The organism is Pseudomonas sp. Tav-5-1A (assembly GCF_055755055.1).
Genome location: NZ_CM146901.1, coordinates 2352021 through 2367217 on the forward strand (window position 1 = coordinate 2352021; position 15197 = coordinate 2367217).

General features: G+C 65.9%; 12 protein-coding genes. 4 read left to right on the forward strand and 8 right to left on the reverse strand.

What is annotated here, in order from left to right; translation table 11 throughout:
- The first annotated feature begins 109 nt into the window (after positions 1-109).
- The 4 genes from AC0J42_RS10760 to AC0J42_RS10775 all read left to right on the forward strand — a co-directional run bounded on the left by AC0J42_RS10760 (position 110) and on the right by AC0J42_RS10775 (position 4041).
- On the forward strand, positions 110-643 hold the full coding sequence (locus tag AC0J42_RS10760; RefSeq protein WP_416423547.1) for a sugar dehydrogenase complex small subunit: 534 nt from the start codon (positions 110-112) through the stop codon (positions 641-643).
- Positions 636-2240 carry a GMC family oxidoreductase gene (locus AC0J42_RS10765; protein ID WP_416423548.1) on the forward strand — a complete coding sequence of 535 codons (1605 nt, stop codon included), beginning with the start codon at positions 636-638 and terminating at the stop codon, positions 2238-2240. Before AC0J42_RS10760 ends, AC0J42_RS10765 begins: the two co-directional genes overlap by 8 nt.
- Positions 2241-2254: 14 nt before the next feature.
- A complete protein-coding gene (locus tag AC0J42_RS10770; RefSeq protein WP_416423549.1) occupies positions 2255-3568 on the forward strand; it encodes a c-type cytochrome in 1314 nt (437 codons plus the stop codon).
- A gap of 119 nt (positions 3569-3687) precedes the next feature.
- Complete coding sequence (locus tag AC0J42_RS10775; RefSeq protein ID WP_473006120.1) at positions 3688-4041, forward strand: gamma-glutamylcyclotransferase family protein; 354 nt, start codon at positions 3688-3690, stop codon at positions 4039-4041.
- Positions 4042-4113: 72 nt separating this feature from the next.
- On the opposite strand, the gene AC0J42_RS10780 is transcribed toward AC0J42_RS10775, so the two are convergent.
- The 8 genes from AC0J42_RS10780 to AC0J42_RS10815 all read right to left on the reverse strand — a co-directional run bounded on the left by AC0J42_RS10780 (position 4114) and on the right by AC0J42_RS10815 (position 14659).
- Entirely contained in the window at positions 4114-5712 is a 1599-nt protein-coding gene (locus tag AC0J42_RS10780; protein ID WP_473006121.1) for an ABC transporter ATP-binding protein, read from the reverse strand.
- A 2-nt stretch (positions 5713-5714) separates the two neighbouring features.
- Entirely contained in the window at positions 5715-6737 is a 1023-nt protein-coding gene (locus AC0J42_RS10785) for an ABC transporter permease (RefSeq protein ID WP_473006122.1), read from the reverse strand.
- Positions 6737-7801: a microcin C ABC transporter permease YejB gene (locus AC0J42_RS10790; protein WP_416423552.1), complete on the reverse strand. Its 1065-nt coding sequence runs from the start codon at positions 7799-7801 to the stop codon at positions 6737-6739. The genes AC0J42_RS10785 and AC0J42_RS10790 overlap by 1 nt, the downstream gene beginning before the upstream one ends.
- 1 nt (position 7802) lies before the next feature.
- Positions 7803-9665 (reverse strand): extracellular solute-binding protein, encoded by a 1863-nt coding sequence (locus tag AC0J42_RS10795; protein WP_473006124.1) that lies wholly within the window; start codon positions 9663-9665, stop codon positions 7803-7805.
- A 126-nt stretch (positions 9666-9791) separates the two neighbouring features.
- Complete coding sequence (locus AC0J42_RS10800; protein WP_473006125.1) at positions 9792-12491, reverse strand: TonB-dependent receptor; 2700 nt, start codon at positions 12489-12491, stop codon at positions 9792-9794.
- 205 nt (positions 12492-12696) lie between these two features.
- Positions 12697-13098, reverse strand: coding sequence for an ExbD/TolR family protein (locus AC0J42_RS10805; protein WP_416423555.1), 402 nt, complete (start codon positions 13096-13098; stop codon positions 12697-12699).
- 1 nt (position 13099) lies between these two features.
- Entirely contained in the window at positions 13100-13786 is a 687-nt protein-coding gene (locus AC0J42_RS10810; protein WP_473006841.1) for a MotA/TolQ/ExbB proton channel family protein, read from the reverse strand.
- Between the two features lie 60 nt (positions 13787-13846).
- The gene (locus AC0J42_RS10815; protein WP_473006126.1) at positions 13847-14659 is read right to left on the reverse strand and encodes an energy transducer TonB; all 813 of its coding nucleotides are present in this window, start codon (positions 14657-14659) and stop codon (positions 13847-13849) included.
- Positions 14660-15197: the final 538 nt, after the last annotated feature.

A 15197-nucleotide genomic window follows, 5' to 3' on the forward strand; every position in this document is an offset into this window, starting at 1 on the left:
GCAACCGGTCCCGCGACAGGCTCATGCCCGTCGCGGCGCCCCACTGTGCACACCATTAAAAGCCCCGGAGCCTGGCTATCGGGGATGTGATCACATCGGACGATCAACCATGATAAATCTAAGCCGACGCCATCTGGTCTTCGGCGCCACCAGCCTCCTGGCTGCGGGTGCCCTGGGCAAGACCTTGCTGGTTTCCAACGCGTTCGCCAGCGCCCCGCTGGTCAACAACCTGACCTTGCCCGCAGACTTCCTGGCCTTGTCCATGCGCCTGACCGGCATCGACAAGCCCGACCTGCAACTGGGCCAGCGCCTGCATGACTGGCTCAAGCACGCCGACCCGCAGCTGGCCGCCAACATGGCCAGCCTCAACGGCCTGCTGGACGCGCACCAGGGCCTGGCCCCGGATGCCTTCCAGGCGCAGATCGCCGCGCAGCCCGCCGGTGTGGCCGCGCTGTACCAGGCCCTGCTGGGCGGTTGGTACCTGGGCGTGGTGGGCAGCAAGATGAACCCCGTGTGCGTCGGCTTCGAAACCATCGTCAGCTACCAGCTGCTGAGCACCTCCTTCACCCCGCCGAGCTACTGCGCCGGCGAACCGAATTTCTGGATTCAACCCCCCCAGTCCGAGAGCGTGGCCCATGTCTGATTCCCTCAGTGCAGATGTAGTCGTCATTGGTGCCGGCATCGCCGGTTCCCTGTCGGCGCTGAAAATGGCCAAGGCCGGTGCTTCGGTGCTGATGCTGGAGTCGGGTCCCGAGATCAAGCGTGACGAGGCCGTGGAGCTGTTCCGCAACAGCCCGCTCAAGGGCGATTTCACCGAACCCTACCCACCGAAACCCTGGGCGCCGCAGCCCAAGTTCCAGCCGGTGGACAACGGCTACCTGATCCAGAAAGGCCCGGACCCGTACCTGGCCTCGTACCTGCGCGGCGTGGGTGGCACCACCTGGCACTGGGCGGGGCAGGCGTTCCGCATCCTGCCTAACGACATGAAGCTGCAATCGCTGTACGGCGTGGGCGTGGACTGGCCGCTGAGCTATGCAGAGCTGGAACCCTATTACTGCGACGCCGAGTTCCAGATGGGTGTGTCCGGTGACAGCGACCTGGGCTCGCCACGTTCGCAACCGTACCCGCTGCCGGGCATTCCGCTGCCGTACGGCTTCGAGCGCATGAAGCAGCGCCTCAAGGGCCTGGGCTACGAAGTGGGCATCGGCCCGCAGGCGCGCAACAGCGTGCCGTTCGACGGCCGCCCGGCCTGCTGTGGCAACAACAACTGCATGCCGGTGTGCCCGATCGACGCCCAGTACCACGGCGGCATCGCCGCGCGCAAAGCCCTGGACGCCGGCGTGCGCCTGGTCGCCAACGCGGTGGTCTACCGCATCGAGGCCGATGACAAGGGCCGCATCGTCGCCGTTCACTACCTGGACGCCAACAAGGCCAGCCACCGCGTCACCGGCAAGCGCTTCGTGCTGACCGCCAACGCCATCGAAAGCAGCAAGCTGCTGCTGATGTCCACCAGCGACCGCCTGCCCAACGGCGTGGCCAACAGCAACGACATGGTCGGCCGCCACCTGATGGACCATCCTGGCTCCTCCGTGGAGTTCCTGGCCGACGAGCCGATCTACTTCGGCCGTGGCCCGATGCGCCCGAGCAGCATCAACAACATCCGCGACGGCGCCTTCCGCGCCGACCGTTCGGGCCTGCGCATCGACCTTGCCAACACCAACCCGACGCGCATGCTCACCGAGCGCCTGATCAAACAGGGCTACTACGGCAAGGCGCTGAACGAGAAGCTCAAGTACCAGGCCGACCACTACGTGCTGCTGAAAGGCATGATGGAAATCCTGCCCGACCGCGACAACCGCGTCATGCTCAGCAAGACCGAGAAGGACGCCTGGGGCCTGCCGCGCATCGAGGTGCACTACAAGTTCCCGGAATACGTGCACAAGGGCTACGACCACTCCATCGACGTCTACAAGGAAATCGCCAGTGCCATGGGCGGTACCGAAGTGGTGTTCAGCAAGCGTGGCGTGTACGACAACAACCAGCACATCACCGGCACCCTGAGCATGGGCGCAGACCCGGCTACGTCGGTGGTGGACCGCGACCTGCGCAGCCACGAGCACGAGAACCTGTTCATGGCCGGTACCGGTGTGATGCCGACCGCCGCCATCGTCAACTCGACCCTGACCGGCACCGCGCTGGCGCTGCGCATGGCCGACACCGTGCTCAAGAGCTTGGCATGAACCGGGAGCTATCGATGAAAAAATTCCTCATGGCGGTCCTGCCGCTGGTGGCCAGCCTGGGTGCCCAGGCCGCCGAACAATCCCCCGACGCGGCGCTGATCAGCCGTGGCGAATACCTGGCCCACGCCGCCGACTGCACCGCCTGCCACACCGCGCCCAAGGGCAAGGCGTTCGGCGGCGGCTACCCGGTGGGTACGCCGTTCGGCGTGATCTACGGCACCAACATCTCCTCGGACAAGGAGCACGGCATCGGCAACTGGACTGATGACCAGTTCGTCGCCGCGGTGCGTGACGGCGTGGGCAAGGACGGCGAACAGCTGTACCCGGCCATGCCCTACGACTCGTTCACCAAGATGTCGCGCGACGACGTGCTGGCCATCAAGGCCTACCTGATGTCGCTGCCGCCGGTGGCCGAGGCCTCGCCCAAGACCGACCTGCCGTTCCCGTTCAACCAGCGCTGGGGCATGACGTTCTGGAAGTTCTTCAACTTCAAGGCCGGCGAGCTCAAGCCTGACCCGAGCCAGACTGCCCAGTGGAACCAGGGCCGTTACCTGGTGGAAGCCCTGGCGCACTGCGGCACCTGCCATACGCCGCGCAACCTGACCATGGGCATGGACACCAAGAAGCCGTTCGCCGGTGGCGACCTGGGCAGCTTCGTGGCCTACAACATCACCCCGGACAAGGTCGCCGGCATCGGCAACTGGACCCAGGCCGAGCTGGTCACCTACCTCAAGACCGGCCACGTCGACGGTCGTGCCACGGCGTCCGGGCCCATGGCCGAGGCCATCGAGCACAGCCTGCAGTACCTGCCCGACACTGACCTGACGGCCATCGCCACCTACCTGCAGTCGGTGCCGGCCATTGCCGATGACAAGCAGCCAGGTTCGCGGTCGAGCTTCGGCAAGCCGAGCGAGGGCTACGTCGACCTGCGCGGTCAGAGCCCGGCGATCCTCGCCCAGGACCCGGCCCGTGCGTTGTTCATGGGCAACTGCGCCACCTGCCACGGCGCCAAGGGCCAGGGCGCGGGCAGCGGCTTCGGCGCCTACCCGGCGCTGTTCAACCACACCACCACCGGTGCGGCGGACGCCAAGAACGTGGTGTCGGTGATCCTGGGTTCGGTGAACCGCAAGATGGAGAAGGGCGAAATCCTGATGCCATCCTTCGCCGAAGACCTGACGGACGAGCAGGTGGCCCAGGTCACCAACTACGTCTTCACCCAGTTCGGCAACCCGGCGGCGGCGACCGTCGACGCCAAGCAGGTGGCCAAGCTGCGCAAGGACCAGGGGCTGCCTAACCCGCCGCTGGTGCTGCAGGGCGACAAGCTGTAAGTCACAAGCCTGCAAAAACCGAAGGCCGCCCCCGAAAAGGGGCGGCCTTTTTCATTTTTTGACCTGCTGTCGGTGGGTTAAAATGACGCCCCTTCCCCTCGTCAAAGGATACGAGCCTCGTGACCCCTTCTGCTGATCACCCCGTTTTGTTGTTCTCCTACGGCACCCTGCAGGACAAGGCCGTGCAACTGGCCAACTTCGGCCGCGAGTTGAGCGGCCAGGCCGACCGCATGCAAGGCTACCGCCAGGACTGGGTGGAAATCACCGACCCGGCCGTGCTGGCCACCAGCGGCCAGACCCACCACCCCATCGTCAGCCCCAGCAGCGCGCCGGACGACAGCGTGGCGGGCATGGTCTTCCAGATCAGCGATGCCGAACTGGCGGCTGCCGACGCCTACGAGGTGTCCGACTACAAGCGCGTCGCCGTGCCCCTGGCCTCGGGCCTTACCGCCTGGGTCTACGTAAAGGCCTGACGCGGTTTTAAAGGCATTCGGCGTAGCAGCTGCCGCCAGGCTGCGTCAGGGGCACACGCGGGTTGTCTGCTACTACGCGATTTGCGGTGTGCGTTTGTGAAGGCTGGAGGCCTTCAGCAGTTCCTGGGTATAGGCGTGCCGTGGGTCGGCGAATACGCGCCGGGCCGGGCCTTGCTCTACCACGCGGCCGTGGCGGATCACCATCAGGTCGTGGGCCAGGGCCTGCACCACCGCCAGGTCGTGGCTGATGAACAGGTAGGTCAGGCCATGGCGCAGCTGCAGGCTGCGCAGCAGCTCGATGATCTGCTTCTGCACGGTGCGGTCGAGCGCCGAGGTGGGTTCGTCCAGCAGGATCAGCGCCGGTTCCAGCACCAGGGCGCGGGCGATGGCGATGCGCTGGCGCTGGCCGCCGGAGAATTCGTGCGGGTAGCGGTGGCGGGTGGCCGGGTCCAGGCCCACTTCCTCCAGCACGCGGATCACCGCCGCCTCCTGCTCGGCCGGGGTGCCGATGCCATGGGTCTCCAGGCCCTCGGCGATGATCTGCTGCACTGACATGCGCGGGCTGAGGCTGGCGAACGGGTCCTGGAAGACGATCTGCATCTGCCGCCGCAACGGCCGCATCAGGCGCTGGCTGTGCAGGGTCAGTTCCTTGTTGCCCAGGCGGATGCTGCCCTGGCATTCCACCAGCCGCAATATCGCCTGGCCCAGGGTGGACTTGCCCGAGCCCGACTCGCCGACGATGCCCAGGGTCTTGCCCTTGAGCAGCTTGAAACTCACCCCGTCCACCGCCTTGATGTAGTCGCGCTGGCGGCTGAACAGCGGCTTGGGCAGCGGGAACCACACCCGCACATCGTCCACTTCCAGCAGGTACTGGTCGAACATCACCGGCACCGGCCGGCCGTCGGGCTCGGCGTCGATCAACTGGCGGCTGTAGGGATGGGCAGGGCGCTCGAACAGCGTCTCGCAGTCAGCCTCTTCGACGATCTCGCCACCGCGCATCACGCACACCCGCTGGGCCACGCGCCGCACCAGGTTGAGGTCGTGGCTGATCAACAGCAGCGACATGCCCAGGCGCGCCTGCAGCGAGCGCAATAGCTCCATGATCTTCTGCTGCACGGTCACGTCCAGCGCCGTGGTCGGCTCGTCGGCAATCAGCAGGTCCGGCTCGTTGGCCAGGGCCATGGCGATCATGATGCGCTGGCGCTGGCCGCCGGACAGCTGGTGCGGGTAGGCCTTGAGGCGCTTGGCAGGTTCGGTGATGCCCACCAGTGCCAGCAGCTCCAGCACTCGCGCCCGCGCTGCGCGGCCGGCCAGGCCCTTGTGCACCGCCAGTACCTCGCCGATCTGCTTCTCCACGGTGTGCAGCGGGTTCAGCGAGGTCATGGGTTCCTGGAAGATCATGGCGATGCGGTTGCCGCGCAGGTTGCGCAGCTGCTTGTCGCTGGCGCCCACCAGTTCCTCGCCGTTGAAGCGGATGCTGCCGCCGGTGTTGACGCTCTTGCCCGGCAGCAGGCGCAGGATCGAGTGCGCCGTCACCGACTTGCCCGAGCCGGACTCGCCCACCAGCGCCAGGCACTCGCCGCGGCGGATGTCCAGGTCGATGCCGTGCACCACTTCGCGCTCGCCGAAAGCCACGCTCAGGTGGCGGATTTCAATCAGGTTGTCGGTCATGCTCAGGTCCTTGGGTCGAACGCGTCACGGCAGGCCTCGCCGATGAACACCAGCAGCGAAAGAATCAGCGCCAGGGCGCAGAAGGCGGTGATGCCCAGCCAGGGCGCCTCGAGGTTCTGCTTGGCCTCGCCCACCAGCTCGCCCAGCGAGGCGCTGCCGGCGGGCATGCCGAAGCCCAGGAAGTCCAGGGCGGTGAGGGTGGAGATGGCGCCGGTGACGATGAAGGGCAGGTAGGTGAGGGTGCTGGTCATGGCGTTGGGCAGGATGTGCCGGCGCATCAGTGCGCCGTCGGTCACGCCCAGGGCGCGGGCGGCTTTCACGTACTCCAGGCTGCGGCCGCGCAGGAATTCGGCGCGCACCACGTCCACCAGCGCCAACCACGAGAACAGCGCCATGATCCCCAGCAGCCACCAGAAGCCGGGGGCGACGAAGCCGGAGAGGATGATCAGCAGGTACAACACCGGCAGCCCCGACCAGATCTCCTGCAGGCGCTGGCCGATCAGGTCCACCCAGCCGCCATAGAAACCCTGCACGGCGCCGGCGCAGACGCCGATCAGGGTGCTGACCACGGTCAGTATCAACGCAAACAGAATCGACACCCGCGCCCCATACAGCGCCCGCGCCAGCACGTCGCGGGCCTGCTGGTCGGTGCCCAGCCAGTTGTCGCGCGTGGGCGGGCTGGGCGAGGGCTGGCTGAGGTCGTAGTTCACCGACTGGTCGCTGAACGGAATCGGCGGGAACAGCATCCAGCCGCCCTTGGCGCTGATCAGGTCGCGCACGTACTGGCTGCTGTAGTCGGGCTCGAACGGCAGTTGGCCGCCGAAATCGGTCTCCTGGTATTCATGCAGGATGGGGTAGTACATCTTGCCTTGGTAGTGGATCAGCAGCGGCTTGTCGTTGGCCAGCAACTCGCTGCACAGGCACGTCAGCAGCAGCGCGATGAACAGCCACAGCGACCACCAGCCACGGCGGTTGGCCTTGAACGCGGCCAGGCGGCGCCGGCCCAAAGGGGATATCCGGAACATCAGGCAGTCCTCGCGGAGAAGTCGATGCGCGGGTCGACCAGGGTGTAGCACAGGTCGCCCAGCAGCTTGATCAACAGGCCGAACAGGGTGAACAGGAACAGCGTGCCGAACACCACCGGGTAGTCGCGCGACACGGCGGCGTCGTAGCTCATGCGGCCGATGCCGTCGAGGTTGAAGATGGTCTCGATCAGCAGCGAGCCGGCGAAGAACACGTCGATCAGCGCCTGGGGAATGCCCGCCAGCACCAGCAGCATGGCGTTGCGGAACACGTGGCCGTAGAGCATGCGCTGCTCGGTAAGGCCCTTGGCCCGCGCCGTGGTTACGTACTGGCGGCTGATCTCGTTGAGGAAACTGTTCTTGGTGAGAATGGTGAGCGTGGCGAAGCCGCCGATCACCAGGGCGCTGACCGGCAGCACCAGGTGCCACAGGTAGTCGCCGACCTTGCCCAGGGTGGACAGCTGGTCGAAGTTGCTCGACACCAGGCCCTGCACCGGGAACCAGTTGACGTAGCTGCCGCCGGCAAAGACCACGATCAGCAGGATGGCGAACAGAAACGCCGGCATGGCGTAGCCGATGATGATCGCGGTGCTGGTCCACACGTCGAAGCGCGTGCCGTGGTGCACCGCCTTGCGGATGCCCAGGGGAATGGAGATCAGGTAGGTGATCAGCGTCGCCCACAGCCCCAGGGACAGGGTGGTGGGCAGCTTCTGGGCGATCAGCTCGGTCACCGGCGCGCCACGGAAGAAGCTCGTGCCGAAGTCCAGGTGGGCGTAGTTCTTCAGCATCAACCACAGGCGCGCGTGCATGGGCTGGTCGAAGCCGTAGTGGTGCTTGATCTCCTCGATCAGCGCCGGGTCCAGGCCGCGGCTGGAGCGGCTGCCGCCACCCCCGGCGCTTTCCCCGCCACCGCCGCCCACGCCGTGGCCGCCGGCGCCCTGCAGGCGGGCGATGGCCTGTTCCACCGGGCCGCCGGGCGCGGCCTGGACGATGACGAAATTGACCACCAGGATGCACAGCAGGGTGGGAATGATCAGCAGCAGCCGCCGACAGATATAGCGCAGCATCTCAGTGCTCCTCGGAATTGCGCGCCAGTGCGCTCATTTGCAGGGTGGTGAGGGGCGTGGGGCTGACCTGCCACCAGGTGTCCAGGCCGACGTCGTAGGTGGGCGCGACCTTGGGCCTGCCGAAGCGGTTGAGGAACACCGTGGGCGTGCCTTCGCTGTAGTAGTTCTGGATCGAGTAGTAACCCCACTGCAGCACTCGGTCCAAGGCGCGGGCGTAGTGCACCATGTCGTCGCGGGTGGTGGCCTTGACCAGGCCGTCGATCAGGCTGTCCACCGCCGGGTCGCGCAGCACCATGAAGTTCGAGCTGCCCGGCTGGGTGGCGCTGGCGCTGCCGTACAGGCTGTACAGCTCGCGCCCGGGGGAAATGATCGGGTCGCCGCTGCGCGGGAACTGCACCACGGTGAAGTCGTAGTCGCGGGCGTTCATCAGGTTGTTGTACTGGCCAGGGTCGATGCGCCGCAGTTCCAGGTCGATGCCGATCTGCGCCAGGCTGCGCTTCATTGGCAGCAGCAGGCGGTCGAAGCCGCCCTGGCCATCGAGGAAGGTGAACTTCAATTGCTCGCCCTGGGCGTTGACCAGGCGGTTATGTACGGGGTGCCAGCCGGCCTCGGCCAGCAGCTTCAGCGCCTGCAACTGCTGCGGGCGAATGTTGCCGCTGCCGTCGGTGCGCGGCGAGTGGTAGACCTGGGTAAACACCTCGTCCGGCACCTTGCCGCGCAGCGGTTCCAGAATCGCCAGCTCCTGGGCGTCGGGCAGCTGGGTGGCGGCCAGGTCGCTGTTCGGGAAGTAGCTGTCCTGGCGGGTGTAGAAGCTGCGCATGATCTGCCGGTTGGCCCAGTCGAAATCCCACAGCAGGGTCAGCGCCTGGCGCACCCGGCGGTCCTTGAACACCGGCCGCTCCAGGTTGAAGACGAAGCCCTGGGCCCCTTTGGGCTGCGCGGGGGCGAGGATCTGCCGTTGCAGGCGGCCGTCGTCGAGCACCGGGCTCTGGTAGCCCACCACGTAGCCGCCCGAGGAGAACTCGCGGTTGTAGTCGTAGGCCTGGGCCTGCAGCAGTTGCCGGGCGATCTCGGTGTCGGCGTAGAAATTCACCGTCAGGCTGTCGAAGTTGTACAGGCCGCGGCTCACCGGCAGGTCGCGGGCCCACCAGTCCTTGTTGCGTTCGAAGGTGATGCTGCGGCCCGGGTCGACCTTGGTCACCCGGTAGGGGCCGCTGCCCAGGGGCGGGGTGAAGCCGCCGCCGCTGGCGAAGTCGTGGTCCTTCCAGTAGTGCTCGGGCAGCACGCGCATGGACGCCAGGTCCAGGGGCAGGGTGCGGTTGAGGTTGTTCTTGAAGTTGAAGCGCACCTGGCGCGGGCCTTCCACCACCACGTCCTGCACGTCGCCGTACAGCAGCCGGAAGCTCAGGCTGGCCTTGGTCATCAGCAGGTTGAAGGTGAAGGCCACGTCTTGGGCGGTGATGGCCGTGCCGTCGGCGAAAGTGGCCTTGGGGTTGAGGTAGAAGCGCATCCACAGGCCGTCGGGGTCGTGCTCCATTTTCTCGGCCACCAGGCCGTAGACGGTGTAGGGCTCGTCCAGCGAACGGTAGGCCAGCGGCGAGTACAGCCAGGTGTCGACCTGGACCACGCCGGTGCCCTGGTCCACGTAGGGCAGGATGTAGTTGAACTGGCCGATCTCCATGGACGAGCGGCTCAGGGACCCGCCCTTGGGCGCGTCGGCGTTCACGTAGTCGAAGTGCTGGAAGTTGGCCGGGTACCTGGGCGCGTCGCCGTACACGGTCATGGCGCTGACGGGCGCCGCGTGCGCCGGCAGGCTGGCCAGGCAGAACAGGCTGGCCAGCAGAAACTTGAGGGGCTGTGACATGCTTGGAATTCCTCGAACCGCGTTAACACAGGCCTGGAAAAAGCCCCCGGCGCAGAGGGACGCCGGGGGTGCGATATCGCAGGCGGATCGTGCCGGGGGCCGGAGCTCAGCCCCCGTCGATCCCGATCAGAAGTGGTAGGTCATGCGCGCGAACAGGGTGCGCCCCAACGGATCGGTGTAGCGCGGGTCATAGCCGCTCTGGAAGGTGTAGGCCTGGTTGGAGAACGGCGGGTCGCGGTCGAACACGTTCTTCACGCCCAGGTCCACGTCCAGCACCTTGCTGAAGGTGTAGCCGGCCGACAGGTCCCACAGCGAGTACGAGCTGACGCGGCTGTTGGTGGTGGGGTCGTAGTCGTTGTAGCCGGTGGTGAAGCGGTTGGTGACCGACGCGCGGTAGGCGCCGAAGTTCCAGCTGCCGGTGATGTTGTGTTTCCAGCGTTGCGCCACCTGGTCGCCCTGGAAGTCGCCGACGCGGTCGGTGTAGGACCCGCCGATGGTCTGCTGGTAGTCGTAGCGGGTGACGTAGGTGCCGGTCAGGTCCAGGCCGAACTGGCCGATGGTGGTTTGCGGGAAGCGGTAGTTGAGGTTGACGTCGATGCCGCTGGTCTTCACGTTGCCCAGGTTGGCAAGGCCGGTGATGATGTGGTCGATGGAGCCGTCGGCGGCGCGCACGATGCGGTCGGCGTACTCGTCGGGGTGGGCGAACACTTCCGACTCGGGGAACTCCTCGATTTGCCCGGCGATCTTGATCCACCAGAAGTCCAGGCCCATGGACAGGTTGCGCACTGGCTGGTAGACGAAGCCCAGGGTGACGTTGCGCGCGGTCTCGGGCTTGAGGTCCTGGTTGCCGCCGGTGCTGTTGAGGAATTGCTGGTTGCAGTCGCGGCCACCGTTGCCGCCCGGGCGCACCACGCCGCCGGCGCACAGGGTCGGGTCGTTGTAGTTGCCTTGGGTGAAGGTGGTGTAGGTGGGGTTGTTCAGCTCATACAGCGATGGGGCACGGAAGCCTTCGCTGTAGGCGCCGCGCATCACCAGTTCCTTGAACGGCTGGAAGCGGAAGGTGTACTTGGGGTTGGTGGTGCTGCCGAAGTCGCTGTACTTGTCGTGGCGGATCGCGGCACCCAGTTCCAGGCTGTCGATCACCGGCACGTTGATCTCGGCGTATTCGGCGCTGATGCTGCGCTCGCCCGACACCGAGCTGTTGGGGTCCACGCCCAGGCTGGACAGGTCACCGGCCCAGTCGGCCACCGACTCGTGGTATTTCTCCTTGCGGTACTCGCCGCCCAGGGCCAGGCCCACGGGGCCGGCGCCGAACCAGTCGCCGATCTCGCGGGTGACCTTGCCGTCCAGCGAGGCCACGCGGCCGGTGGAGACGGCGTAGGCGCCGTGGTAGGCGTTGTCGTCGATGTACTGCTGGCCGGCCGCGCTCTGGGCGCCAAACGGGTTGAGCAGGCCGCTGTCGAGGCCGGCGGTCAGCGCCGAGTCGCTGACGTAGCCGCCGGTGACGCTGTTGACCACCCGGTTCTGGTTGTAGCCGGCGCCGACGTTGTAGTCCCAGCCGCCGACGCTGCCGTCGAAACTCAGCAGCAGGCGCTGGCTGGTGTTCTGGTCTTTCGATTCGCGGTCGCCGGCGGCGGTTTCACGCCAGTTCACGCCCACCGGTTGCGTGGGGTCGAGGGCGAAGCCGGTGGGCAGCGGGGTGATGCCGTTGCCGGGGTAGTAGGGCGAGCTGGGCGCAAGGCTCAAGCCGGTGAGCGGCGCCGGAGCCACGGTGGTGCTGTTGTCGTTGCGGCTCCAGAAGTATTCGAGGTTGACGTTGTGGTCGTCGGCCAGCTTGCCGGTGGCCTTGCCGAAGAACGAGGTGGATTCGGTCTGCGGCAGCAGGTCGATGGAGTTGCGCGTGCTGTAGCGGCATACGCCGTTGCTGGCGATCAGGTTGGCGCCGCTGCAGGCGCTGCCCAGCGGGTTGGCGGCGTTGCCGTTCTGGCTGTAGTTGGCCGGGAAGGCGGTGCCCGAGGTGTTGTCCAGGCCGCGGCCGGGCACGTAGTCCTGGTCGAAGCTGCGGTCCTTGGCTTCCAGGTTCTGCTGGGTGCGGTAGTTGAACACGCCCATGACGTTGAAGCGGTCCTTGTCCAGGTCGCCGTAGCCCCAGCTGCCGCTCATGTCCTTGCTGCCGCCGCCACCGCTGTTGGTGGGGTCTTCGCCGCCCAGGGTGAGGGTGCCGTCGGTGAGCGATTTCTTGGTGATGAAGTTGATCACCCCGCCAATGGCGTCGGTGCCGTACAGCGCCGAGGCGCCGTCGCGCAGCACTTCCACGCGGTCGATGGCGGCGAACGGAATCATGTTCAGGTCCACCGCGCCGCCTTGGCTGTTGGTGCCGGACATGGCGTTGTTGGCCAGCCGGCGGCCGTTGAGCAGCACCAGGGTCTTGTTGGCGCCGATGCCACGCATGTCGGCGAAGCTGGCACCGCCGGTGGCGGCGCCCACGGAGCCGGCGGAGTTGCCGATGGAGTTGTTGCCCGTCACCCGCTGCATCAGCTCGGCGGTGGTGGTCACGCCCTGCTTCTCGAGGTCGGCGGCGCGCAGGATGGTCACCGGCACGGCCGTCTCGGCGTCGACCCGGCGGATGGCCGAGCCGGTCACTTCGACCTTCTGCAACTGGGTGGTGGCCGGCGCGACCACGGCGGCGGTACCGGCGTCATCGGTGGTTTCGGCTGCCTGCACGGTGCTCATGCCCATGGCCATCACGCACAGCGGCACCATGCTGCGTCGTTGCAGGGTGGCCGCCAGTGGTTTGAGGGTAAAACGTTGCAAACTCATCAACATGGTAATTTCCGACTTTTTCAGACGTTTAGTGAAATGGCCTTGTGAGCCCTCTTGTTCCGGATGGGTTATGCCGGCCCCGGACGAAACTCCTCTGCTTCAAGCCAGCCGCTCCCCTGCAGCGCCCAAAGGGGCACCGCACAGGTGTGGAACGACCGTTTACCGCAACGCCTGGCCGGGCTGTCTCATCCCCCGCCCGGCCGGCGTGTCACCGCGAGGTCATCACCGAGATTTTGGTGATGCCCGAGCGCTCGATGGAGGCCATGGCCTTGGCCACTTGCCCGTAGTTGACGCTGGTGTCGGCCTGCAACTGCACCCGGACTTCCGGGTCCTTGGCCTTCACGTCCGAGAGGCTTTTTTCCAGCAGCTCGGGGGCGATTTCGCTCTTGGCCAGGAAGAACTTGCCGTCCTGGTCGACGCTGACCACCACCGGGTCCTTTTTCTCGGCGGGGGCCACGGCGTCGGTCTTCGGCAGGTTGACCTTGATGGCGTTGGTCATCAGCGGCGCGGTGACGATGAACACCACCAGCAGCACCAGCATCACGTCCACCAGCGGCGTGACGTTCATTTCGCTGAGCACTTCGTCGCTGTCTTGGGTAGAGAAGGCCATGTCAGCTCGCCTCCTGCACGCGGGCGGCGTGCTTGTGGGCGATGGGCTCGCGGCTCACGGCGAAGGCGCTGCGCTGGGCCAGGCTGTCGAAGTCATGGGCGAAGTCGTCCATGTCGGCCATGGCCAGCTTCAGGCGGCGCAGGAAAAAGTTGTAGATCAGCACCGCCGGCACGGCGACGGCGATGCCTACGCCGGTGGCGATCAGCGCGTGGCCGATGGGCCCGGCAACGGTTTCCAGGCTGGCGGAACCGCTGGCACCGATGCTCTGCAGCGCTTCCATGATGCCCCACACGGTGCCGAACAGGCCGATGAAGGGCGCGGTGCTGCCGATACTGGCCAGAATCGCCTGGCCGGCTTCCAGGGTGCGGCGTTCCTTCTGGATCTGCTGGCGCAGGTTGCGCTCCAGGCGGTCCTGGCGGTTGATGGTGTGCGCCAGTTGCTGGGCGTTGCGCGGGTTGTCATCGCTGGCCATGGCTTCGAAGCCGCTGTTGGCGATGCGCGCCAGGGCGCCGGGGTACTGGGTGGAGTGCTCGGCGGCGGTGAGCAGGTCGGGGGCGGCCCAGAAGGCGCGGGTGAACTGCTTGTTCTGCGATTTCAGGCGCAGGTACTGGGCCGACTTGATCAGCAGCAGGCCCCAGCTGAGCACGGAGAACAACACCAGGGCCCAGAGCACGCCCGGGACGATCATTGCGGACATTGAAGCATTCATGATTTCTACCTCGCACAACGTGAATAGGGTTGAGTTCGTTTACTGCGGCAACTTGAAGTCGATGGTCTGGGTGGCGAAGCCTTCGATTGGCGTGTCGCCGCGCTTGGCCGGAATGAACTTCCAGTTGCGCACCGCTTCCACCGCCGCTTCATCGAGCTGCGGCTTGCCGCTGGATTTGGTGACCTCGACGCTGCCGGCGCGGCCGTTGGCCAGCACCTTGATGCGCAGCACCACCGTGCCTTCCCAGTTGCGGCGCAGGGCCAGCGACGGGTATTCGGGCGGCGGGTTGCCCAGGCTGGCCAGGCCGGAAATGGCCGCCGACTCTTTCACCGGGCCGGGCGCTGCCGCAGGCGCCGCCGGTGCCGGGGTGGGGCTGGGCGGCGCGCTCTGCGCAGGCGTCGGCGCCGGGGCCGGCGGGGTCGGTGGCGCAGGCTTTTTCAGCGGCTGCGGCTTGGGCACCGGCTTGGGCTTCTCGACCTTCTTCTCCACCGGCTTGGGCGGCGGTTTCACCGCGTCCGGGTCTTCCTCGGGCGCCGGTGGCGGCGGAGGGGGCGGCGGTGGTGGTGGTTCCGGCGGTGGCGGCTCGGGCGTGGGGGGCGTCGGGCTGGTGAGCTCCACGGTCATTTCCGGTACTTGCGGGGCAACTTCCGGCACGGGCGCCTTGGCCTGTTGCATCAACCACCAGGCGCCACCGTGCAACAGCACGGACACCGCCACCAGTATCAGCACCTGTTGTTTCTTCAATATGCCCGGGCGCGACGAATTGGGCCGGAATGGAATACCGGGCCACGGCGTGGCGGGAACTATTGAAGTGGGCACCTGGGGTGGCTTCTTTTTTACCGCGTCATTCATCAAGTCTCCCTCGAATAAAAAGAAGGGCAAAGCGGTACCGCTCAAACATTTAATTAATGTTCGACTGTGGGCGGCGCAAGTAGGCGGTCATACTGAAGTCTGCCAGTACGTGTCAGAATTCAGTCTTCTGCAATTAAGTAGAGGTGGCTGTGTACGGTTTCATGACGCCTTCCTTTTTATCGTATGTACAAGGTTGTACGGGAATGTGGCTGAGCTAATACAGAGCAACCGCTGTGCCAGAACCTGCGCTGTAGAGCGTTTGGCGCCAATTTACACACACCATGTCGCATTCTTGTACGTTTGTTCCAGCACCAGGCCGCACGGGGTCCTGACGGGCAATCGAGCGGCCATCACTGGGCAAGTTTCGGGCTGCACGAGGCCGTGATCACGATGTGGGTTAAACATCGAATCGGCACGGTGCAGGGTATTAGTTGGGTGTGCACCAAACCGGCAAGTGCGGTTTTATTTGGTGCGTGCTTGAGGTGTTTATTTATTCAATAGTTAGGTCCCGGGTGGTGCTGAAGTGAAGTTGTAAAAA